The sequence below is a fragment of the Halomonas ventosae genome (assembly GCF_004363555.1).
GTDB classification, from domain to species: Bacteria; Pseudomonadota; Gammaproteobacteria; order Pseudomonadales; family Halomonadaceae; genus Halomonas; species Halomonas ventosae.
On the sequence record NZ_SNZJ01000006.1, the window covers coordinates 201,398 to 222,573 of the forward strand.

General features: G+C 64.3%; 21 protein-coding genes. 9 read left to right on the plus strand and 12 right to left on the minus strand.

Features of this window, described 5'->3' with window-relative positions; all coding sequences use genetic code 11:
• Positions 1-114 precede the first annotated feature (114 nt).
• The 5 genes from DFP85_RS07260 to DFP85_RS07280 all read left to right on the plus strand — a co-directional run bounded on the left by DFP85_RS07260 (position 115) and on the right by DFP85_RS07280 (position 2,770).
• Positions 115-1,164 carry a phospholipase A gene (locus DFP85_RS07260; protein WP_424955082.1) on the plus strand — a complete coding sequence of 350 codons (1,050 nt, stop codon included), beginning with the start codon at positions 115-117 and terminating at the stop codon, positions 1,162-1,164.
• A gap of 82 nt (positions 1,165-1,246) precedes the next feature.
• Positions 1,247-1,579 (plus strand): ElaB/YgaM/YqjD family protein, encoded by a 333-nt coding sequence (locus tag DFP85_RS07265; protein WP_133635630.1) that lies wholly within the window; start codon positions 1,247-1,249, stop codon positions 1,577-1,579.
• The gene (locus tag DFP85_RS07270) at positions 1,579-1,974 is read left to right on the plus strand and encodes a phage holin family protein (RefSeq protein ID WP_133635631.1); all 396 of its coding nucleotides are present in this window, start codon (positions 1,579-1,581) and stop codon (positions 1,972-1,974) included. Before DFP85_RS07265 ends, DFP85_RS07270 begins: the two co-directional genes overlap by 1 nt.
• Entirely contained in the window at positions 1,961-2,239 is a 279-nt protein-coding gene (locus tag DFP85_RS07275) for a YqjK family protein (RefSeq protein WP_133635632.1), read from the plus strand. The genes DFP85_RS07270 and DFP85_RS07275 overlap by 14 nt, the downstream gene beginning before the upstream one ends.
• A gap of 75 nt (positions 2,240-2,314) precedes the next feature.
• Positions 2,315-2,770 (plus strand): CopD family protein, encoded by a 456-nt coding sequence (locus tag DFP85_RS07280; protein ID WP_133635633.1) that lies wholly within the window; start codon positions 2,315-2,317, stop codon positions 2,768-2,770.
• A gap of 18 nt (positions 2,771-2,788) precedes the next feature.
• Here DFP85_RS07280 and DFP85_RS07285 read toward each other — a convergent pair whose 3' ends face one another.
• Positions 2,789-3,430, minus strand: coding sequence for a TetR/AcrR family transcriptional regulator (locus DFP85_RS07285; protein ID WP_133635634.1), 642 nt, complete (start codon positions 3,428-3,430; stop codon positions 2,789-2,791).
• 63 nt (positions 3,431-3,493) lie between these two features.
• Positions 3,494-4,669, minus strand: a complete 1,176-nt coding sequence (locus tag DFP85_RS07290) for a BaiN/RdsA family NAD(P)/FAD-dependent oxidoreductase (RefSeq protein ID WP_133635635.1) — start codon at positions 4,667-4,669, stop codon at positions 3,494-3,496.
• A 256-nt stretch (positions 4,670-4,925) separates the two neighbouring features.
• Here DFP85_RS07290 and DFP85_RS07295 point away from each other — a divergent pair, with 256 nt between their 5' ends.
• Positions 4,926-6,017, plus strand: coding sequence for an efflux RND transporter periplasmic adaptor subunit (locus DFP85_RS07295; RefSeq protein WP_133635636.1), 1,092 nt, complete (start codon positions 4,926-4,928; stop codon positions 6,015-6,017).
• Positions 6,017-9,130, plus strand: coding sequence for an efflux RND transporter permease subunit (locus DFP85_RS07300; protein ID WP_133635637.1), 3,114 nt, complete (start codon positions 6,017-6,019; stop codon positions 9,128-9,130). Before DFP85_RS07295 ends, DFP85_RS07300 begins: the two co-directional genes overlap by 1 nt.
• Positions 9,131-9,197: 67 nt before the next feature.
• Here DFP85_RS07300 and DFP85_RS07305 read toward each other — a convergent pair whose 3' ends face one another.
• From DFP85_RS07305 to cuyA, 10 genes are all read right to left on the minus strand, one after another.
• A complete protein-coding gene (locus tag DFP85_RS07305) occupies positions 9,198-9,623 on the minus strand; it encodes a DUF3617 domain-containing protein (protein ID WP_133635638.1) in 426 nt (141 codons plus the stop codon).
• 160 nt (positions 9,624-9,783) lie between these two features.
• Positions 9,784-10,344: a flavin reductase family protein gene (locus DFP85_RS07310; protein WP_133635639.1), complete on the minus strand. Its 561-nt coding sequence runs from the start codon at positions 10,342-10,344 to the stop codon at positions 9,784-9,786.
• 278 nt (positions 10,345-10,622) lie between these two features.
• Positions 10,623-11,678 (minus strand): YeiH family protein, encoded by a 1,056-nt coding sequence (locus DFP85_RS07315; RefSeq protein ID WP_208108463.1) that lies wholly within the window; start codon positions 11,676-11,678, stop codon positions 10,623-10,625.
• 153 nt (positions 11,679-11,831) lie between these two features.
• Positions 11,832-12,581: a cysteate racemase gene (gene cuyB / locus DFP85_RS07320; protein ID WP_133635640.1), complete on the minus strand. Its 750-nt coding sequence runs from the start codon at positions 12,579-12,581 to the stop codon at positions 11,832-11,834.
• A 21-nt stretch (positions 12,582-12,602) separates the two neighbouring features.
• Positions 12,603-13,883, minus strand: coding sequence for a TRAP transporter large permease (locus tag DFP85_RS07325; RefSeq protein ID WP_133635641.1), 1,281 nt, complete (start codon positions 13,881-13,883; stop codon positions 12,603-12,605).
• Positions 13,884-13,888: 5 nt separating this feature from the next.
• Positions 13,889-14,443, minus strand: coding sequence for a TRAP transporter small permease (locus DFP85_RS07330; protein WP_133635642.1), 555 nt, complete (start codon positions 14,441-14,443; stop codon positions 13,889-13,891).
• 76 nt (positions 14,444-14,519) lie between these two features.
• On the minus strand, positions 14,520-15,506 hold the full coding sequence (locus DFP85_RS07335) for a TRAP transporter substrate-binding protein (RefSeq protein WP_133635643.1): 987 nt from the start codon (positions 15,504-15,506) through the stop codon (positions 14,520-14,522).
• A gap of 31 nt (positions 15,507-15,537) precedes the next feature.
• The gene (locus DFP85_RS07340; protein WP_133635644.1) at positions 15,538-16,746 is read right to left on the minus strand and encodes a DegT/DnrJ/EryC1/StrS family aminotransferase; all 1,209 of its coding nucleotides are present in this window, start codon (positions 16,744-16,746) and stop codon (positions 15,538-15,540) included.
• Positions 16,747-16,756: 10 nt separating this feature from the next.
• Entirely contained in the window at positions 16,757-18,073 is a 1,317-nt protein-coding gene (gene hisD, locus DFP85_RS07345; RefSeq protein ID WP_133635663.1) for a histidinol dehydrogenase, read from the minus strand.
• 101 nt (positions 18,074-18,174) lie between these two features.
• Positions 18,175-19,218 (minus strand): D-cysteate sulfo-lyase, encoded by a 1,044-nt coding sequence (gene cuyA / locus DFP85_RS07350; RefSeq protein WP_341776969.1) that lies wholly within the window; start codon positions 19,216-19,218, stop codon positions 18,175-18,177.
• A gap of 185 nt (positions 19,219-19,403) precedes the next feature.
• On the opposite strand from cuyA, the gene DFP85_RS07355 reads away from it, so the two are divergent.
• Complete coding sequence (locus DFP85_RS07355; RefSeq protein WP_133635646.1) at positions 19,404-20,309, plus strand: LysR family transcriptional regulator; 906 nt, start codon at positions 19,404-19,406, stop codon at positions 20,307-20,309.
• 136 nt (positions 20,310-20,445) lie between these two features.
• Entirely contained in the window at positions 20,446-20,937 is a 492-nt protein-coding gene (locus DFP85_RS07360; protein ID WP_133635647.1) for a universal stress protein, read from the plus strand.
• Positions 20,938-21,176: the final 239 nt, after the last annotated feature.

Sequence of the window (21,176 nt, forward strand, 5' to 3'; positions counted from 1 at the left end):
TCTCGACCCCCCGGGCCGGCATGGCAATGGTGCCCTGTCGCCCCGGGGGCACAGTTGACTTGCCGCCTCGGCGTGATTAGAAACACTCTTTTGACCCTGACCAGGTGCCTGACGATGATGTCTGCCCGATTCCCCCTGCTCGCCGCGGCCCTGACGATGACGGGCCTGACCGTGACGGCCATGGCCGCCGAGCCGTTGAGCGAGGCCGAGCGCGAGGCCATCGAGGCCCGCATCGCGGCCCTGCAGCAGGAGATGGGGGCGTTGCGTCAGCAACTGGCCGACGCCGAAGCCCAGTCCACCCAGTCCGCCGCCCTGGTCGAGAAGGCCGCCGACCAGGAGCTCGAGGAGGCGGTGGACGAACGACGCCAGCTCGAACGCGAATCGGCACAGAACCCCTTCGCCATCACCACCCACCGCCGCAACTACTGGTTCCCGCTGAGCTACAACGACACCCCGAACGACGACGTCTTCCGGGACATCAGCGACCGCAATTCACCCGACCGGGCGGAGATGAAGTTCCAGTTCAGTGCCAAGTTCAACCTGGCGGAGGACCTGTTCGGCGACTACGGCGGCGACCTGCACTTCGCCTACACCCAGCGCAGCTGGTGGCAGGCCTTCAACGCGGATGCCTCCTCGCCCTTTCGCGAAACCAACTACGAGCCGGAAGTCTTCATCGACTTCGAGAACCGCGGGTCATGGCTGGGCTGGACCAACATCAACAACCGCCTGGCAATCAACCACCAGTCCAACGGCCGTTCCGACCCGCTGTCGCGCAGCTGGAACCGGCTGATCCTGGAGTCCACCTTCGTCAATGACGACTGGGCCCTGGTCCTGGCACCCCATTGGCGCATCCCCGAGTCGGAGGAGGAGGACGACAACCCCGATATCCACAAGTACCTCGGCTACGGCGATATCACCCTGGCCCATCGGCTCAACGGCGACAATGAGCTCAGCTGGATGCTGCGGGGCAACCCCAGCGACGGCAACATGGGCACCGAGGTGGACTACTCCTGGCCCCTGTTCGGCAGCATCCGCGGCCATGTGCAGTACTACTACGGCTACGGGGAGAGCCTGATCGACTACGACCAGCGCAGCCACCGCCTGAGCCTGGGGTTCAGTCTCAACCCGCTGTTTTCCGCCGGCAGCCTGGAGCCCCAGCCCTGACCCGAGTCAAGGTCGGATGCATTGAAGTCATCCCGCCGACTGCTATGCTGAGCCTGTCATTCACCGTCAGAGGAAGACCCCGATGGCCAGTCACACCCCGCGTACCAGTGAATCCACCCAGCAGCTCAAGGAGGACCTGCACCACCTCACCCAGACCATCGAGGAGCTGGTCAACGCCACCGCCGATGACTCCCGCAGCAACATCAAGGAGCTGCGCGGCCGCGCCGAAAAGCGCCTCAAGGAGACCCGCGAGCGCCTGGAGGCCCGCGGCGAACGCGCCTATAGCGAAGCCCGCGATAGCGTCACCCAGCAGGCCGATGCCTGTGACCGCTACGTCCACGACAATCCCTGGACCAGCATCGGCATCGGCGCCGGCGTCGGGGTGGTCATCGGCATGCTGATCGGGCGGCGCTGATGTCGGCGAGCCAGGGACCGGCTCAACGGTTGTTTGCCGCCGGCAAGCGGCTGCTGGGCAGCCTGCTCGCTACCGGCGAGACGCGCCTGCGCCTCGCCGTGCTCGAGCTCGAGGAAGAGCGCGCCCGGCTGGTGGGCCTGCTGATGCTGGCCGGACTGAGCTTGATCCTGCTGCTGCTGGGCATCGGCGTGCTCACCACGCTGGTGATTGTCGCCTTCTGGGAGACCCACCGCCTGGCCGCCATCGGCGTGAGTGCGCTGGTGCTGCTGGGCATCGGAAGCCTGCTCGCCTTTAAGGTGATGCAGCTGGCGCGCCGCCGCACCCTGCTGGCCGGCACCCTGCGCCACCTGGCCAGCGACCGGGAGCTGGTGGAGGCGTCGCGTGAATCGCGCTGATCGCCGGGCCCGCAAGGCCGAGCTCGAACATGCCATCGAGCAGCAGCGCATCGACCTGCTGGTGGCCGCCAGCCGCTGGCAGTCGGCGAGCCGCTCCATCGACCGAGGGTTGCAGACCCTGTTGCGCTACAGGGTTCCATTACTCCTGATGGGGGGGACGGTGCTCTATCGCACCGCTCGACGCCCCGGCGGTGTCGTGCGCCTCGCCGGGCGCCTGACCACCGGGGCACTGCTCGTCAAGAAGGCCCGCCGACTGCTGCGCTGATGCTGGTGTCACGGCCGGCGACCGGGTCTCATCCCATCACCTGCCCTGAGCCCTCCTCCTTCAAGGACCCCTGCCATGTCCCTTGCTCTCACGCTGCATCTCCTGGCCGCCACGATCTGGGTCGGCGGCATGTTCTTCGCCTGGATGATCCTGCGGCCGGTGGCCGTGGAGCTGCTGGAGCCTCCCCAGCGCCTGGCCCTCTGGTACCGTGCCTTCCAGCGCTTCTTCCCCTGGGTCTGGGGCGCGGTGGTGGTGCTGCTCGCCACGGGGCTGTGGATGCTGTTCGGGGTGTTCGGCGGCATGGGCGGCGCCGGCTGGCATGTCCACCTGATGCTGGTGTCGGGGCTGGCGATGATGGCGATCTTCCTGCACATCTGGTTCGCGCCCTATCCTCGACTGGGCAAGGCCGTGTCTGCCGAGGAGTGGCCGGCGGGTGGCCGGCAGCTGGGGCAGATCCGCCGGCTGATCGGCATCAACCTGATCCTGGGCTTGGCCACCGTGGCCATCGCCTCCGGTGGACGCTTTCTCTGATCGCGATGGGGCTCTAGATCATTGCCTCGGCTCGCGTCGTGACCTGGCCCCCGGGACCCACTTCATCAAGCCCTCCCCCCGACTCAGCCGCTTCGCCAGGAAGCGCCGCGTAGGGGCCTGATCGTGGCTGTCGTCACGAGCCCACACCGCCAGGGTGGCCACGAACAGGGCGGTCAGGGCCACCTCCTCGATCTGGGCGCGTCGACTGCCGTAGCGAGCCTGCAGCCTGGCCGCCTCACGCAGCCACTGGATGGTCCGTGAGAGGTCGAAGATCATCGGTACCCAGGTATGCAGGTGCGGCGGGTGCGCCTTGTGGCACAGCATCTCGACGGTGACGCGCCGATGGGCCGAAAAGGCCCCGAACCAGGCCAGCAGGCAGTGCTCTAGGCGCGCGCGTTCGGGCCAACCGGCGAACCCCGCGGGAGACTCGTCCAGCATCGCCTGCCAGCCCCTGAGGAACCAGGCATTGGCGACCGCATCGAGATCCCGGTACTCGGCCAGCACCGCACTCATCGGCAGCTCGAGGCGGGCGGCCACCTCGGTCAGGCGCACGGATTGCCAACCTGCGACCTCCCCCTGGCGAACCGCCTCGCTCATGATGCGCTCGGCGAGGGGCGTCTCGTCGCCCCTCGTGTCGCGGTGAACCGACATCATGCTCATGTCACCCTCCCCCGGTTGCCTGGGCCTGAGTGCAGCATAGCCCTGGAACGGGAAGCGGTGACGCTAGAGCGCGTTGCCGCAGGCCACGCCGGAGGCCCAGGCCCACTGGAAGTTGTGGCCACCGAGCTCGCCGGTGACGTCCAGCACCTCGCCGATGAAGCGCAGCTGGGGGAGTGACGGGACGGCGAAGGTCTTCGACGAGATGGCCCGGGTATCGACGCCTCCCATCGTCACCTCGGCGGTCCGCCAGCCCTCCGTACCGGCAGGCTTGACGCGCCAGGCCTGGAGGGCCTCTGCCCAGGCCTGCAAGCGGGCGTTGCCGTACTCGGCGAGCACCCCGTCGTCGTCGTGCCACTCGACCAGCGCCTGGGCCAGGCGCTTGGGCAGCTGCTCCCCCAGCCAGGTGGAAAGCCGCCGCCTGGGCATCTCTCGGCGGGCGCGGCACAGCGCCTCGAAGGCATCGCGCCACGGCAAAAGGTCGATGGAGAGGGTGTCCCCGGGTTGCCAGACGCTGGAGATCTGCAGCATGGCGGGCCCCGAGAGCCCGCGATGGGTGAAGAGCAACGGCTCGCGGTAGCGCTTCCCGTGGCAGGTCACGGCCACCTCGCAACTGACCCCGGCCAGCGCCTCGGCCCGCGCCTTCCATTGCGAGGTCAGGGTGAAGGGCACCAGGGCGGCCCGGGTCTCGGTGACCGCCAGGTCGAACTGCCGGGCGATGTCGTAGCCGAAGCCGGTGGCCCCCATGGTGGGGATCGACAGCCCCCCGGTCGCCACTACCAGGGCCCCGCAGTCGATGGGCCCCAGCGAGGTCGCCAGCCGCATGCCCTCCCCGCGCCGTTCGACGCCCTCGACGGCGGTCTTCAGGCGTACCTCGACACCGGCCCAGCCGCACTCGGTGAGCAGCACCCGAAGGATCTCCTTCGAGGAGTCGGCGCAGAACAGCTGCCCCGGGGTCTTTTCCACGTACTCCACGCCGTGGCGCTCCACCAGTTCGACGAAGTGCTCGGGACGATAGCGCTTAAGTGCCGAGATGCAGAACGAGGGATTCCCCGAATAGAAGTTCGCCGGCCCCGAGGCCAGGTGGGTGAAGTTGCAGCGCCCCCCGCCGGACATCAGGATCTTCTTGCCCGCCTTGTTGGCATGGTCGACCACCAGCACCCGCCGTCCGGCGTAGCCGGCGGTCAACGCACACATCAGCCCGGCGGCACCGGCGCCGATCACCACCACATCGTATGTCACGGCCTTGCTCTCCCGCGCCGAATCGATTCAGGTCGCGCATTCTAGCAGCCCCCCGCCGCCTCGCCGACCGCTGTCCCGGCGGTGACGGGCCGCCTGTCACATTTCCCATATCTGTACATGTCTTGTACAGTTAAGGAGCGCCCGAACGCTTGTGCATTGTTGTCACACTCTTCCACTGCCAGGCGGTTAGGCTTCAGGAAAGCGACCCGACGGACCGGGCGCCCGCTCATCGCTCACCGACAAGAACGACCACTCCATGACCCCATCGCGACCCCGCATGCTCCTGCTGCTCGGCCTGGCAGCCTTGATGCTCTCCCCGATGCTCGCCGCCCAGCAGCCCACCGCGGTGATCGCCGCCCGCGCCAGCATGGCCGCCTGGTCCGATCCCATCGTGGCCCTGGGCACCCTGCACGCCGACGAGAGCGTGACGCTCTCGGCCACCGTCACCGACACCATCCGCGAGCTGAACTTCCGCGATGGCGACACCGTCGAGGCCGACCAGCTGCTGGTGCGACTGGCCGATGACGAGGCCCAGGCCGACCTGCGGGCGGCCCAGGCGCTGCGTGACGAGCGTCGCAATACGGTGAACCGCCTGGCACAGCTGCAGAATCGCAACCTGGCGCCGCGAGCCGACGTGGAGGACGCCCGGGCGCGGCTTCGCCAGGCCGAGGCGGAGATCCAGGCCCTGGAGGCACGGCTGGCCGACTACCGCATCCTGGCTCCCTTCGACGGCGTGGTGGGCTTTCGCAACGTCAGCGTCGGTGCCCTGGTCTCCCCGGGCACGGAACTGGTCACCCTCGACAAGCTGGACGTCATGAAGCTCGACTTCACCCTGCCCGAGCTCGCCCTCGGCCAGGTGGCGCCAGGCCTGCCCTTGACCGCGGTCAGTGGCGCCTTTCCCGACGCCACCTTCCCGGGAGAGATCGCCACCATCGGCGCCCGCGTCGATCCGGTCAGCCGCAGCGTCACGGTCCGCGCCGCGCTCGAGAACCCCGATCATCGCCTGCGTCCCGGCATGCTGATGCGGGTCGTGGTCGAACGCGCCCCGCGGGAGACCCTGGTGATGCCCGAATCGGCGCTGATCCCCCAGGGCGAGCGTCAGTTCGTGCTGGTGCTGGACGAGGCGGACCAGTACCGCGTCGAGCGGCGCCAGGTGGTGATCGGTGCCCGCCGTGAGGGCGAGGTGGAAGTGCTCGAGGGACTCGAGGCCGGTGAGCTGGTGGTGGCCCACGGCACCGAACGGGTACGCGACGGCCAGCCGACCCGCCTGCTGGGTGTCCTCGACGACGACACCAGCATCCCCGAGCTGCTGCGCCGCGGGCGTGACAATGCGGGGGCGAACGGCTGATGCGCCTCTCCGACGTCTCCGTCCAGCGGCCGGTCCTGGCGGTGGTGCTGGCGGCCCTGATCGTGGCCTTCGGGCTGCTCGCCCTGCAGCGCCTGCCGCTGCAGGAGTACCCCTCCATCGACCCGCCGGTGGTCGGCATCGACACCCGCTATCCCGGCGCCTCGGCCAGCGTGGTCGAGACGCGCATCACCCAGGTGCTGGAGGATCGCATCTCCGGCGTCTCCGGCATCGAGGTGATCTCCTCCTCCAGCGAGGACGGCCGCTCCAGCATCAGCGTGGAGTTCGGCCTGGACATGGACATCGACGCGGCCGCCAACGACATCCGCGACCGCATCTCGGGCTCGCTGGACAACCTGCCCGAGGAAGCGGACCCGCCGGAGGTGCAGAAGGCCGATACCAGCTCCGACGTGGTCATCTGGCTGTCGCTCTCCGGCGAGGGCTTCTCCATGGCCGAGCTTACCGACTACGCGAACCGCTACCTGGTGGACCGCTTCTCGGTGCTCCCCGGGGTCTCGCAGGTCCGGGTCGGCGGGGGGCGCGAGTACGCCATGCGGGTGTGGCTGAATGCCGATGCCCTGGCGGCTCGCGACCTCACCGCCGGCGACGTGGAGGATACCCTGCGCGCCGAGAACGTCGAGCTGCCCGGCGGCGCCATCGAGTCCCGGGAGCGACAGTTCATCGTGAGGCTGCCGCGCAACTTCGCCACCCCCGCGGACTTCCGGTCCTTGGTGCTCGACCAGGGCAGCGACGGCTACCTGGTGCGCCTGGGCGACGTGGCCCGGGTGGAGATCGGCGCCGTGGAGGAGCGCACCATCTTTCGGGGCAACGGAATCCCCATGGTGGGACTGGGCATGATGAAGCAGTCTACCGCCAACGTGCTGGAGATCTCCGAAGGTGTCCAGGCCGAGATGGCGCGCGTGCAGGACAGCCTGCCCGAGGGCATGTCATTGTCGCTGAACTTCGACTCCTCGGTCTTCGTCTCCGGCGCCATCACCCAGGTGGTGCAGACCCTATTCATCGCCATGGGCCTGGTGGTGGTGGCGATCTTCCTGTTCCTCGGCAACCTGCGCACCACCCTGATCCCGGCCGTCACGGTGCCCATCGCCCTGATCGGCACCTTCGCCGCCCTGGCGACGATGGGCTTCACCATCAACCTGCTGACCCTGCTCGCGCTGGTGCTGGCCATCGGGCTGATCGTCGACGACGCCATCGTGGTGCTGGAGAACATCCACCGGCGCATGCACGACCATGGCGAGACCCCGCTGGTGGCGGCCTTCCGCGGCACCCGCCAGATCGCCTTCGCGGTGATCGCCACCACCCTGGTGCTGATCGCGGTGTTCGTTCCGCTGAGCTTCCTTCAGGGCGACATCGGCCGGCTGTTCTCGGAGTTCGCCCTGACACTGGCCGCCGCCGTGGCCATCTCCAGCCTGCTGGCGCTGACCCTGACGCCGATGATGGCCTCCAAGATCCTCAAGGCCGACATGCACGAGGGACGCCTGGCCCACGGCGTGCAGTGGGTGCTGGAACACTCGCGCTGTGTCTATCGCCGGCTGCTCGAACGGGTCCTCAGGCTGCGCCTGCTGGTGCTGGCGCTGTTCCTCGGCATCGTCGGCGGCATGGTGTGGCTCAACGGCGAGCTGCCCAACGAGTACACCCCCCGGGAGGATCGCGGCAACTTCTGGGTGCTGGTCAACGGCCCGCCGGGGGCCACCTACAACTACATGCTCGACTACATGGACGAGATCGAGGCCCGGCTGCTGCCCATGGTGGAGGCCGGCGAGATCGAGCGCGTGGTGGTACGCGCGCCGCGCGGCTGGGGCAACATCGAGACCTTCAACAGCGGCTTCGTGATCGTCAACCTGGCCGACTGGGGCAGCCGGCGCTCGGCCTGGGCGATCATGGACGAGGTCCGCCAGGCGGTCAGCGACCTGCCCGGCGTGCGTGCCTTCCCGGTGATGCGCCAGGGCTTCGGGTCTAGCGTCGAGAAGCCCGTGCAGTTCGTGCTGGGAGGCGGCACCTACGAGCAGCTGGCCGAGTGGCGCGACACCCTGATGGCGCATATCCGTGACGACAATCCGCGCCTGACCGGCCTGGACAGCGACTACGAGGAGAACCAGCCCCAGCTGCGCGTGGACATCGACTACACCCGCGCCGCCGCCCTGGGGGTTACCATCACCGAGATCGGCCGGACCCTGGAGACGCTGCTGGGCGGGCGCAGCGTGACCCGCTACGTGGACGACGGCGAGGAGTACGACGTGATCCTCGAGGGGGAACCCGGTGCCCGACCGAGCCCCTCCGCCCTGGAGAACATCCGGGTCCGTTCGCAGCGCAGCGGCGAGCTCATCCCCCTGAGCAACCTGGTGACCCTCGAGGACTTCGCCGGGCCCAGCACCCTCAACCGCTTCAACCGCGTGCGTGCCATCACCCTGCAGGCCGACCTGGAAGGCGGCTACCCGCTCGGCGAGGCCCTGGCGTACCTGGAGGCCACGGTGGACGAGATCCTGCCAGCCGAGGCCCAGACCGACCTCAAGGGCGCCTCCCGGGACTACCAGGAGGCCAGCGGCGCCACCGGCTTCCTGCTGGGGCTGGGTATCCTGGTGGTCTTCCTGGTGCTGGCCGGGCAGTTCGAGAGCTTCGTGCACCCCTTCGTGATCATGCTCACCGTGCCCCTGGCGATCTGTGGTGCCCTGCTGGGGCTCTACCTCACCGGGCAGTCGCTTAACATCTACAGCCAGGTGGGGCTGGTCATGCTGGTGGGGCTCGCGGCCAAGAACGGCATCCTGATCGTGGAGTTCGCCAACCAGCTGCGTGACCAGGGCGTGGCCTTCCACGAGGCGCTGGTGGACGCCGCGGTGACCCGCCTGCGCCCCATCGTGATGACCGCCGTGACCACCATGGCTGGCGCTGTGCCGCTGATCGTCTCCAGCGGCGCCGGCGCAGAGACCCGGCTGGTGATCGGCACCGTGATCCTGTGCGGCCTGGCCGCCGCCACCCTCTTCACCCTCTTCGTGGTCCCGGTGGCCTACGACCTGCTGGCACGACGCACCGGCTCACCGGGCGACGTGGCACGCCGCCTGGAACGGGAGATGAGCGACACGCCCGCCGGCTACTGACCTGAGCCACAGAAACGACGAAGGCCACCCCGCGGGGTGGCCTTCGAGATGGAACCGGGTCGAGGATTCAGCAATCGCCGATGCGCCGCCCTTCCATGGTCGTGGTCATGTTCATCTCGCCGGCGGGCGAGTCGACCAGGATGTCGACGTTCCCCTCGACGCGCTCACCGAGGAAGTCCATGCGGCCGACGATATCGGCCTCGCCGCCCTCGGCACGGCAGACCATGCGGTAATCCAGGCCATCGACCGTGACCTCGTGCTCGAGCAGCTCACAGCCTTCCTCTTCCTCGATGAAGCTGAACTCCTCGTCGTCGATATCACCCTGGGCGATGCACTCCTGATGGGTCTCAGTCTGGTCGGGAATCGGCAGGTCACCCTGCACCGAGGTGGTGCTGGTGAACTCCCACTGGCCCGGCTCGATGTTCGGGGATTCGGCTACGGCCGCCAGCGGCAGCGCCAGCAGCAGGCCAACAAGAAGGGGACGGAACGACATGTGGGAATTCTCCCTGATGATGGGTGGTATGCCACGCCCTCGGCATGGGGCCCAGCATAGCCCAATCGACGCCCATCCCCAATTCGGTCACGTCCGGGACAGGGATGGCGCGAGACCGTTAGCCCATGCCGAGGAGAAACCTGCCAACGCCCGAGTGGCCTCACAGCATCTGCGGCAGGAACTGGCTGCGCCGGTCGATGATCTCGCCAGCCACCATGAAGACGCCGTCGCCCGTGTAGTGCAGCGTCTCGGGATAGGCGGGGCTCGCCCGGGCCCTGGCCGCCACCACCTCCCAGATGAAGAAGTCAAGGCGGTCGACCAGGCTGTCATCGAAGAGCCGGCACTCGAAGTGCGCATGGCACTCCTCGATCAGCGGTGCCTCCACGGCCGTCGCCGGCGACGCCATCAGGCCGAAATGGTCGAACTTGTCGATCTCGGCGCCTCTGCTGTTGCCGATCCCGATCACCTCGTCGGTCAAGGCGGTGGTCGGCAGGTTGATGACGCACGACCCGCTCCGACGCACCAGATCGAAGCTGTGATTGCCACAGGAGATGATGCAGCCGACCAGGGAGGGCGAGAAGGACATCACGGTATGCCAGCCCAGGGTCATGATGTTGCGCTCGCCCTGCCAGGCCGAGGAGACCAGCACGATGGGGCCAGGCTCGAGGTAGCGGCGTACCCGGTCCAGCGGTACGGCAACCTTCTCGACATCGTCGCGCATAAGCTTCTCACCTGAACTGGAAACGAGGGCTCCCGCCCCGACGCCTTATCAGACGGCCCTCCCCCGCTACAGTCTGGCCACCATGGGCCGTCCCCGCCAGCGTACTACCGCCTACCAACGGCCGTGGGTAGCGGAGGTGGGCTAGTCTATAAGTGATAACTTGGGAGATCACGATGCTCGTTCGCGAGCCCGGAGCTACGTCCCAGGTGGTGGCCCTGAGTACCAGTTGCAGATCGATGCCCAAACCTGCAGCAGGCGTTCGACAGCTCAGGCGAGCATCAGGTCCCCAGCCCCCCCAACATCACCACGCCCAGCACCACGACCAGCAGAAGCAAGGTCTCCAACGCCATCAGGATCACCGGCTTCCACCCCACGACGGCCAGCTTCTGGAACGACGTCTTGATGCCCAGCGCCGCAATGGCGGTGACAAGGCACCAGCGAGACAGGGTCGACATCCCCTCGTTCACTGTCTCCGGGATGAGTCCCAGGCTGTTGATCACCACCAGCACCACGAAGCCTACCAGGAAGCCCGGCAGCATCGGCACTTTTGTTGCCGCCCCCTCCTCCTGGCGTGACACACGAAATAGCCACATGAAGACCATGACCGCCGGCACCAGCATGGCAACTCTCACCAACTTGACCAGTGTCGAGATATCGCCGGTCTGTTCGGAGATCATGTATCCGGCACCCACCACCTGGGCCACGTCGTGGATCGTGCCCCCCAGGAAGATTCCTGCCTGAGCATTGGCGAGTTCAAGGGCCCCGGCGATCAGCGGATAGGTCACCATCGCCATGGTGGAGAGCGTGGTCACCCCGACCACCGTGAGGATGGTATTTCGCTCGCTGGTCTCATGGCGTGGCATCACCGCCGACAGGGCTAGGGCCGCCGACGCACCACAGATGGCGACCGCACCACCCGTCAACAGACCGAGATCTCGAGGGAGTCCCAGGATCCTGGCTAGCACTGCGCCACAGACGATCACCAGGCCTACTGCCGCAACAACAGTGAGCACAGGACCAAGCCCCAGATTCCCGACCTGCTCCAGCGTCATTCGAGCTCCCAGCAACGCCACCCCCAACCGCAGCACGGTGCGAGCGGCAAACTCGATGCCCTCACGACAACGCCCCTCTTCGCTCAGGAAGTGCAGCGACATCCCGAACAGCAGGGCATAGAGCAGTGTCGGACCGCCATAGTGATCGGCGATGAAGGTAGTGGCCAGGGCAATGGTAATGCACACCAGCAGGCCACGGCCGATGGCGCGGAAGCTGCCAAGCCGCAGGATGAGACGAGATCGCCATTCCGCGGTCGACATATTGAAGATCTGGGGTTTCATTTGCCTACTCTCCTGATCCCGTTCGATGGACGAGCGCATCACCCCTGGTCCGACAAGCGTCAGACGGGCTGAAAGGAGACTCAACGAAGCGAGAAAGACTGGGTTGCGGTCCCGGGTCAACGTGCTCAGTTGACTGGACTTCTCGGATGACACCTAGGGGTCAGGGATATCTGTTCCCTCAGCGGCAGCCACCACCTGCTCAGCCAAGACCTGGACGGTATCCACGACCGGCAATGAGACATCGAGCGTATCCTGGATGACCGAAAGCTCGGTACAGGCCAGCACCAGCACATCCGCGCCGCGAGCTTTGAGGTCTTCGGCAGCACGTGCGAAGACAGCCAGCGTGTCTGGATGTCGCCCCTGCCCCCGTTTGACGGCACGAATCACCTCAAGCACCGAGGCTTCATCATCGGGATACACCAGGGAGAGTCCACGCGCCGCGGTGAATCCCTCGTAGAGACCGATCTTGCGTAGTGCTGGCGAGCAGAGCATGCCGACTTTAGCGCCAGGGATCCGAAGGGCGATGGTATCCAGCGTCCGCTCGACAATGTGCCAGACCGGGATATCCACGGCGTCCTGAGCGTACTGCCAATAATGGTGAGCGGTGTTGCACGGCATCACCAGAAAGTCCGCACCGCCCTGCTCGAGTCGACGCGCCATGTCGGCAATGACCGGGCCCGGGTTCTCTCCATCTCCATCGATCAATGCCTTGATACGTGACGGAACCTTGGGATTGTTGTCCACCAGCAGATGTACGTGGTCGATATCATCCTCAGCGGGTGTGACTTCGATGACCCGCTGCATGAAAGTCACTGTGGCATCGGGACCCATTCCCCCCAGAACCCCGACAATGGTATGTCGTTGAGAAGGGGAGGCCTCAACATCGCGATCGTGAATTGTCATCGGTCTTCTATCCCTTGATTGTCAGAAGCCAAGCAGTGTTGGCAGCCACAGGGTGATCTGGGGGAAGAATGCCAACAGGAGATCAATTATCACCATCGACCCGACCAACGGAATGGCACGGACCGAGATGCGCTCAATGGACACGTTGGCAATACTGGAGCTGATGAACATGTTTTCCCCGAGAGGCGGTGTGGAAAAGCCGATACCGAGGCTGACCACTAGGACGATACCGAAGTGAATCGGATCGACGCCCAGCTCCACCATCACGGGTAGCAACACGGGAGTGACGATCATGATGGTGGCAAGGATCTCTATGAACATTCCCACGATCAGCAGGAAGCCGATCACCAGCACCCAGACCAGCCAAAGGCTGTCGGTGATCTGAAGGATTCCTTGGGCGATCATGGCTGGGATGTGATTCTCGACCAGAATCCTCCCGAAGGCGGTGGCGGTAAACATGATGATGAGCACTCGCCCGGTCAGCCAGGTAGTGCTCTGGAAGGCTTCGTTGAGACCACGAAGCGACGACTCCTTGTGGATGAAGACTCCGACGAAAAGGGCATAGAAGATGGAGACTACCGCAGCTTCCGTGGGCGTAAACATCCCGGAATAGATGCCCCCCAGGATCACCACTGGCGCCATGATTGACCAGAACCCATCCTTGAGCACCTTGGCAATTCGCTTTCTATCGTATTTCGTGCCTTCTGTCTGATAGCCGTTTCTCTTTGCGGTGATATAGTTGGCTATGATCAAGCCCATTCCAAGCATGATTCCGGGAATCACTCCAGCCATGAACAGCGCTGAGATGGATTCATTGGCGGTGACGCCATAGATAACGAGCGGCATGCTGGGAGGAATCACGACGCCTAGCCCACCGGCCGTGGCGGTGATAGCTGCAGGGTAGCTCTTGCCGTATCCGCGCTCGATCATCGCCGGGATCACCAGCATGCCGACTGCGGCCGTGGTTGCTGGTCCGGAGCCAGAAATGGCACCGAAGAACATGCAGGCCATCACCGCGGCTGCGCCCAGCCCGCCAGCAGCCGGCCCGGCCAGTTCCTCCGCGATGTGGATCAAGCGACGGGCAATCCCTGCATCGCCCATCAGGGCACCGGCCAGGATGAATGAGGGTAGTGCCATGAGGGGGAACGAGTTAATGGCGGAAAAGGCCAGCTCGATCAACGAGCTGATATCATCACCGTTAAGGACATAGACCGCCATGGAGGCGACCCCGAGGGCCACCACTATGGGTGCGCCGAAAAACAGCAGCGCCCCGAACATCGAAAATAGTACAGTTGCGGCCATGGTGCTTACCCCTTGCCTTTGGAGGAGGAGTTCCCGGTAGCGTTGGAATCCCCGTCGGTGATCTTGCTCACTTCCTTCTGCTCCACATCACCAGGCTCGATGCCCTTGACCAGTTTCAGGTACTGGACCTGAAGGACACGGAAGGCCATCAGTACAAAGGCGATGGGGAAGACGAAGTAGACATAGGCCAGAGACCAGCCCAAGGCCGGGGAGTTGTACGGAAACTCCAGCAACAGCCCAATCAGATCCAGGCTCTTCCACGCCAGGACCACACAGAACCCTACCCAGATCAGATCAACCAGCAGCAGCAAGGTGTTAGCGAGGCGCTTCGGCATCATCTTGATGTGCGTCTGCAATCGGTTATGCGCACTGAGGTGCGCTGCATGAGCGGCCCCCAGAAAGACGAACCAGATGAAGGCGTAGCGAGCAAGTTCCTCGATCCATGCCATGCCGATGCCGAGCGTTACCCGCATGACCACCTGAACGAACAACAGCACTACGAAAACACCGAGCAGGAAGCGGCAGACGTAGTCTTCGATATGATTGAGCTTTGCTAACACGAAAGCCTCCTTCCCCTGTGGGAGTGCGAGGAGGGAGCCAGGCCAGGCGACCCATCGTCGCCCGGCCCAGCCTCACTCAGTGGCCCAATGCTTTCTGCATTTCCTCGAAGGCTTCCTGACCACCGATCTCGTCGTAAAACTCCGGCCAGACCTCTTCCTTGGCAATTCGAACCCACTCCTCCTCATCTTCCAGGGTCGTTACCTCGACACCTTCCGCCTCCATGCCGGCACGAGCCTTGGAGGCTTCGGTCAGCTGGAACTGCAGCGCATACAGCTGGGCTTCGAGTCCGGCACGATCGATGATCGCGCGCTCTTCGTCACTCAGCTTCTCGTAGGTCCTGACACCCATCACGATCGGCTGGAGGGAGTACTGGTAGTGGACTTCGGTGAGGTAATCCTGCACTTCGTGGAACTTCATCGTGTAGTTCACGATGTAGGGATTGTCCTGGCCATCGATCACGCCTTGCTGCAAGCCGGTGAACACCTCGGGCCAGGACATGCTGATCGGGCTGGCACCCCAGGCTTCGTAAGTGGCCAGCATCAGCTCGTTCTGAGGCACCCTGATCTTGAGCCCCTCGATATCCTCCAGGGTGGTCACGGGCCTTTCGGAGTTGGTGAGGTAGCGGAAGTTGGAATATAGCCAGCTGACGATATGTACGCCGGCTTCCTCTTCGGCGATTGCATTCCAGCGGTCCGCCAGCGGCCCCGTGGTAGCCTTGACCGCATCGGCGTGACTGCGGATCGCGTAGGGCATGGTCAAGGCACCGAGCCGCGGGGCATAGGGGGTCAAGTTACCCACGCCGATCAGGGCGAAGTCGAGCTTGCCGATGCGAGTATCCTGGATCATGCCCGTCTCGGAACCGAGCTGCCCACCGGGGAACAGCTCGACCTGCATCTCGCCCCCGGAGAGCTCTTCGACCAACTCCTCGAAACGCTGTGCCAACGCCCCCTGGTCGGAATCCATCGGGTCCCCCATGCCGACCTTGAAGGTCGTCTCTGCCTGGGCGGCATGCGCAGTCAGGGTGGCAAGAACAGCGGAGGCCAAGAGAGTTTTCTTGAACATTGTTGTCACTCCAATCTTCATCGGGTTGGTACTACGCGGTGGTAGTCTTGTCGGTTGCCTGATCCATGGCGTCGCCCATCAACTGGACGATGTCGTCACAGTCCCCTTCATCAAACGTCAACGGAAGTCTAAGGTCACATAGTGTGGCCAGTATTCGATCGGCATTCGGCAGAGGACGGGGTGCGGAGAGATAGCCCCAGCTGTCGTATCGGCTGGTGTAATCTTCCGGTAGCGCCTTGCCGTACCACTTGAGTGGAATGCCACGGGCCTCACAGCCGGAGATGAACCGTGCTATCTCCTCGTGGGCAAGGGAGGGCAGCTTGAACTGGATCGAACTACCGACGAAGCCCTCCTTCTCGTGCCGTGGAATGGTCCGGACCGGAGCCATTTCGGTAAGGCCCGCTTCCAAGCGACGATAGAGCGTATTCCAGCGCTGCCTGCGAGACTCGAGCTCGGCCAGCTGCGGGCGCAGGATCGCCGCCCGCAGGTTGTCCATCCGTCCGCTCATGTTCGGCGTCACCATTCGCGTCTCGCTGAAGGTCTCGGCATCCGGTGCCGCCAGGTGACGGTCGTAGAGCATGTAGGACCCTGACATGATCACGGCCCGCCGCATCACCTCGGGATCCTCCGTGCTCAGCAAGCCGCCCTCGCCGGAGTTGAGATGCTTGTAGGTCTGGGTGCTGAAGCAACCCACCTTGCCAAAGGTGCCGCTCGGCCTGCCGTCGAAGGTGGCTCCCATGGTGTGGGCACAGTCCTCGATCAGGGTGATCCCATGGGCTTCGCACACGGCCATGATGGCGTCCATGTCCCCGATGTGGCCGCGCATGTGCGAGAGCATGAAAAAGCGGGCTCCTGTTTCCTTCGCCGCAGCAGCGAGGTCATCGGGATCGACGGTGGTATCCTCGAGTATGTCCACCAGCACGGCCTTGCCACCTGCCGCATGGATGCTGCCCGGCACCGGTGACAGCGTGAAGGCGTTGCACAGCACTGCATCCCCGCGGTGGAGCCCACAGGCGCGCAGCGCAAGCTGGAGGGCATAGCCCCCGGAAGCGCAGGCCAGGACGTAGGGAACTCCCAGGCTATCGGCAAACTCCTGCTCCAGCAGGGCGGTCTCTCCTTTCTCCCCTTCAACCAGGTTATAGCGATGCAGTCGCCCGGTGCGCATCACTGCCACCGCGGCTGCGATTGCGGCCTCGGAGATCGGCTCCTGCTGGGTAAAGGATTTCGAGAAACGGCGCATGTGACCTGCCTCAGTAGCGCTGCTGGTGGTGGACGGGGAAATCCCACTGCTCGTCAGGGAAGTACTTGGTCAGACGCCAGTCGCAGGCGCGAGCGTGACCTTCCATCCCCTCGACGCGGGAAATACGTGAGCCCACGGCACTGAACGTGCGGTTGGCTTCCTCGCTCAGCTGCTGGGTGGTCAGCACCTTCATGAACTTGTGCACGTTCAGGCCACCGCTATAGCGACCGGCGCGCTTGGTCGGCAGGATGTGGTTCGTGCCCGAGCACTTGTCGCCATGGGTCACGGTGCTACCCTCGCCGAGAAACAGCGAGCCGTAGTTGCTCAGGTGCTCCTTCCACCAGCCGAGGTCCTCGCAAAGTACCTGCAGATGCTCGCAGGCGTAACGATCACTGACTTCGACAATCTCCTCGCGCGAGTCCCCCAGAATCACCTCGCCATGATCGCGCCAGGCGGCATGGATCACGTCGGCATTGGGCATGTCGTTGGCAACTTTGGGCACCAGTTCCATGACCTTGCGCCCCAGGGCTTCACTGGTGGTGAACAGCCACACCGGCGAATTGGTGCCATGCTCGGCCTGCGAGACCAGATCGACGGAAATTGACATGGGATCCGCCGTGTCGTCGGCGATGACAGCCGATTCGGTCGGACCGGCAAAGACGTCGATGCCGACCTGCCCGAACAGCAGGCGCTTCGCTTCGGCCACATAGGCATTCCCCGGGCCAACCAGGATATCGGCCTCACGCCCACCGAACAGGCCAAAGGCCATGCTCGCCATGGCGTGAACGCCGCCCATCTCGAGGATCATGTCGGCGCCGGCAACATGCAGGGCATACACCACAGCCGGGTTGATGCTCTCACCCCGGGGCGGCGAGCAGGCCACCACGTGGGGGACACCGGCCGCCTTGGCGGTTGCGACACTCATCAACGCCGAGGCCGCATGCGCATAGCGCCCCCCCGGGATGTAGCAGCCGGCACAGCCGACCGGCAGCACACGCTGCCCGAGCAATACGCCGGGCTCGGTCTCGATCTCGAAGGAGGTCAGACTATCGCGCTGCGCCTCGGCGAATCGGCGAATCTGGCGGTGGGCGAAGTCGATGTCGTCCTTAACCGACTGGGGAACGCTGTCGATGAGACGCTGACGCTTCTCGTCGCTCAGGACGAAATCGTCGGTCCAACCGTCGAACCTCTCGGCGTACTCGCGCACGGCCTGCTCGCCTCGCTCGCGAATATCGTCGAGCATCTGACGCACCGCGGTGGTGACACGTTGATCCTCGGCGGCGACGCCCTCGGCGCCCTCGGCAGACTTGAGATGTCGAATTGTCATTGTGTTCTCCGCAATGGAGCTATCGGCTTGGGATACTCTTGGAATCCCCCGGGGGGTGCGGGTCCCGGAGGTAGGAACCATCTCGCGGCATAGGCCGATCATCAGGCCTGGTAGTCGGGGAACCCGAAGGCATCGGGGTATCCGAACAGCGCAACACTGCCCCCGGTGTGGAGGAACACCACATTCGCGCCCTCCTTGAACTGGCCCTTGCGGATCAGGTCGATCAGGCCCGCCATGCCCTTGCCGGAGTAGACCGGGTCGAGCAGGATGCCCTCATGACGGGCCAACAGGGTGACGGCCTCGACCATGCTCTCGGTGGGGATGCCATAGCCCTCACCGACGTAGTCGCAGTTGGCTACCACATGCTCGCGTGACACCACACCGCTCAGGCCGAGCTTGGCTTCCGTCTTCTGGGCCAGCGCAAAGACATTGGCCTCCTGCTTGTCCCTGGGCGCACGGACACCGACACCGAGCACCGGGATGCCAGAGTTGCAGGCAGCCAAGCCGGTAACCAGGCCGGCCTGAGTGCCGGCACTGCCGGTCGCGTGCACCAGGTGATCGATCTGCAGGCCCATGTCATTGGCCTGGGCCAGCAGCTCCAGTGCGGCATTGACATAGCCCAGGGCACCGATCTCGTTGGAGCCGCCACCGGGAATGATATAGGGGGTCTTGCCCTCGCCCTTCAGCTGTTCGGCCAGGGTCTCCATCTCGGCTGCCATGTCGGCGCCGCCGGGGCGCTTCTCGACGGTGGCGCCGTGCAACTGGTCGAGGAAGACGTTGCCATTGTAGTTGTAGGCGGGGTCGTGGCTCCCGGTGCGATCCTCGAGCAGGATATGGCACCCGAGGCCCAGCTTGCAGGCTGCCGCTACGGTCTGACGAGCATGATTCGACTGGGTCGCACCTTGAGTGATGATCGTGTCAGCACCTTTCTCGAGGGCATCCGCCATCAGGAACTCGAGCTTGCGAGTCTTGTTGCCGCCGGTGGAGAGCCCCGTGCAGTCGTCGCGCTTGATCCAGAGGCGCGGACCACCCAGAAGGCGACTTAGGTTGTCCATGGGCTCAAGAGGAGTTGGCATGTGGCCGAGTCGGACACGGGGAAAGCGGGAAAGGTGCATACGAGCCTCCAGGCGAGTAATTTGTTGCATAAGCGTGCTCTCGGAATGACCGCCGTCGACAGTCTGGCGAACAACCCCGTCCGCCTCTGACCGGTCTGGCTCAACATTAGTACGGGGCGCCCGGCACGAACCAATGCCAAGATACTCAGCGGCGATTAAATTATTGCATATTCCGCAGATACCACTTCCGCAACAAGCTCCTCCGGAAGATTCAGATGAAAATCGAGTGGATTGAAGACTTTCTTGCGCTGATTGAGGCAGGCACGTTTTCCCAGGCCGCCGAGTTGCGGCATGTCACCCAGCCGGCTTTCTCCCGCCGTATCCGGCAGTTGGAGGAGTGGCTGGGCGTTGAACTGATCGATCGCCACTCGGCACGACTGTCGCTCACGGCCCATGCACAAGCCTATGAAGCAACCATGCGAGATTGGCTGGCTAGCCTCTACGCAATGCGCAGTCGCATCCGGGCGGATGCAATGCATGGGCCACGCGCGATCCTCACCACACAGCACACGCTTACTGTCAGCTATCTCCCCCGGTTGTTACGCTATTTCCGCCAGCGCGCCCCCGAAGCGCGCCTGCAGGTCCGTACATCGGATCGCAGTGACTGTATCCGCAACTTCCAGAGAGGTGAGGCTGACTTGTTGTTGTGCAGTGAACTGGAGGGCTCTCAGCTGTTCCTTGATCGCGAAGAGATAGAGCGCGTTCCGATGGGGACGGAGCAGCTGATTCCCGTATGTGCCACTGATCGGTTGGGGCGCCCCCTGTTCGATCTCGAGGGGGGGACACACCTGCCGCTGATCGGCTACGACGAGGACAGCTTCCTGGGCAGCGTCCTGGCCAACCCTTACCTGCACGATCTCCAACGTCGTTACGATATTGAACTGGTCTGCGAGACCTCCTTCACGATTGGCATACGCGAGCTTACCCTTGCCGGTCTGGGTATCGGCTGGCTGCCAAATGGTCTGATCGAGGAGGACCTGATAGCGGGAAAGCTGATCTCCCTGGTAGATATGCTGGGAGGTCCCAGGCTCGTCGTCGCCTGTTACCGGCAGCCCGACGTCGATACGGCATCAGTGGATACGCTATGGAATCTGATACATGATCGACCACCGATGGTGTGATCGAGAACATCTCGCTGATGGTCCCGACTACCTGCGACTGACGGCACGGATTGTCGTGTACGCTAAGCTAGATCTCACCAACCACCATTGATACCACTGCACGGAGCACCGCTGCCGTGCCTACGGAGGAAGCATCATGAGTCATGGTATCCGTCGCATCTTATGCTGCGTGGGACTGAGGGCCGACAGCGATAAGGTGCTGGCACACGCCGTGGGACTCGCCGTTGCCACCGGAGCCAAGCTTGACGTCCTGCATGCGGTCAAGTCCCTGTCCGATGATGTCGTGAACACCCTCAGGGATAACATTCCGGACCGGGGAATACTCGAGAGCCTAAGGGAACGACGCCTCAAGGAGGCCGGCGAGGTACTTGATGAACAGATCGAGACCTTCTGGTCACGACATCCCGATCTGCGTGGGGAGTTCGGGGATGGGGAAATGACACGCAGCGTACTGGAAGGCTATCCCGCTTCGGTGATCACGGACTTCGCTAAGCGCGCCGACAGTGACATGATCGTGCTCGCGGCCAACAAGCGCAGCTTCTCTGCCACCTATGCCGGCAAGATTACGAAGGGCGTTATCAAGCGTTCTCGGGTTCCGGTAGTCGTGGTGCCACCCTGCCATGACTGACGCTCGTCAGAGATCCCCCATCAGGTCTTGTAGGTAGGGGGCAAGGCCCAAAGGGGATTAAGACTCAGAATTTCAGGATAAGCAGTTGCTGCTCCCCCTCGAGCACCAGATACCAGGTCTGTTGGCTCAACCTGTGCAAGCTGCGTAAGCGAACGGGCAACACCGCTTGCCAGTGATCAGTCGGTGTGCTGCCAGTGGTGAGGCAGGAGTTCGTGGAGCTGGCTGGCCTTCTGGGTCGG

Excerpts from the sequence above, each read along its gene's own strand:
- DFP85_RS07260 (WP_424955082.1), top strand. The coding sequence starts at position 115 with ATGATGTCTGCCCGATTCCCCCTGCTCGCCGCGGCCCTGACGATGACG.
- DFP85_RS07265 (WP_133635630.1), top strand. The coding sequence starts at position 1,247 with ATGGCCAGTCACACCCCGCGTACCAGTGAATCCACCCAGCAGCTCAAG.
- DFP85_RS07270 (WP_133635631.1), top strand. The coding sequence starts at position 1,579 with ATGTCGGCGAGCCAGGGACCGGCTCAACGGTTGTTTGCCGCCGGCAAG.
- DFP85_RS07280 (WP_133635633.1), top strand. The coding sequence starts at position 2,315 with ATGTCCCTTGCTCTCACGCTGCATCTCCTGGCCGCCACGATCTGGGTC.
- DFP85_RS07285 (WP_133635634.1), bottom strand. The coding sequence starts at position 3,430 with ATGAGCATGATGTCGGTTCACCGCGACACGAGGGGCGACGAGACGCCC.
- DFP85_RS07295 (WP_133635636.1), top strand. The coding sequence starts at position 4,926 with ATGACCCCATCGCGACCCCGCATGCTCCTGCTGCTCGGCCTGGCAGCC.
- DFP85_RS07300 (WP_133635637.1), top strand. The coding sequence starts at position 6,017 with ATGCGCCTCTCCGACGTCTCCGTCCAGCGGCCGGTCCTGGCGGTGGTG.
- DFP85_RS07305 (WP_133635638.1), bottom strand. The coding sequence starts at position 9,623 with ATGTCGTTCCGTCCCCTTCTTGTTGGCCTGCTGCTGGCGCTGCCGCTG.
- DFP85_RS07310 (WP_133635639.1), bottom strand. The coding sequence starts at position 10,344 with ATGCGCGACGATGTCGAGAAGGTTGCCGTACCGCTGGACCGGGTACGC.
- DFP85_RS07315 (WP_208108463.1), bottom strand. The coding sequence starts at position 11,678 with ATGAAACCCCAGATCTTCAATATGTCGACCGCGGAATGGCGATCTCGT.
- cuyB (WP_133635640.1), bottom strand. The coding sequence starts at position 12,581 with ATGACAATTCACGATCGCGATGTTGAGGCCTCCCCTTCTCAACGACAT.
- DFP85_RS07325 (WP_133635641.1), bottom strand. The coding sequence starts at position 13,883 with ATGGCCGCAACTGTACTATTTTCGATGTTCGGGGCGCTGCTGTTTTTC.
- DFP85_RS07335 (WP_133635643.1), bottom strand. The coding sequence starts at position 15,506 with ATGTTCAAGAAAACTCTCTTGGCCTCCGCTGTTCTTGCCACCCTGACT.
- DFP85_RS07340 (WP_133635644.1), bottom strand. The coding sequence starts at position 16,746 with ATGCGCCGTTTCTCGAAATCCTTTACCCAGCAGGAGCCGATCTCCGAG.
- hisD (WP_133635663.1), bottom strand. The coding sequence starts at position 18,073 with ATGACAATTCGACATCTCAAGTCTGCCGAGGGCGCCGAGGGCGTCGCC.
- cuyA (WP_341776969.1), bottom strand. The coding sequence starts at position 19,218 with ATGCAACAAATTACTCGCCTGGAGGCTCGTATGCACCTTTCCCGCTTT.
- DFP85_RS07355 (WP_133635646.1), top strand. The coding sequence starts at position 19,404 with ATGAAAATCGAGTGGATTGAAGACTTTCTTGCGCTGATTGAGGCAGGC.
- DFP85_RS07360 (WP_133635647.1), top strand. The coding sequence starts at position 20,446 with ATGAGTCATGGTATCCGTCGCATCTTATGCTGCGTGGGACTGAGGGCC.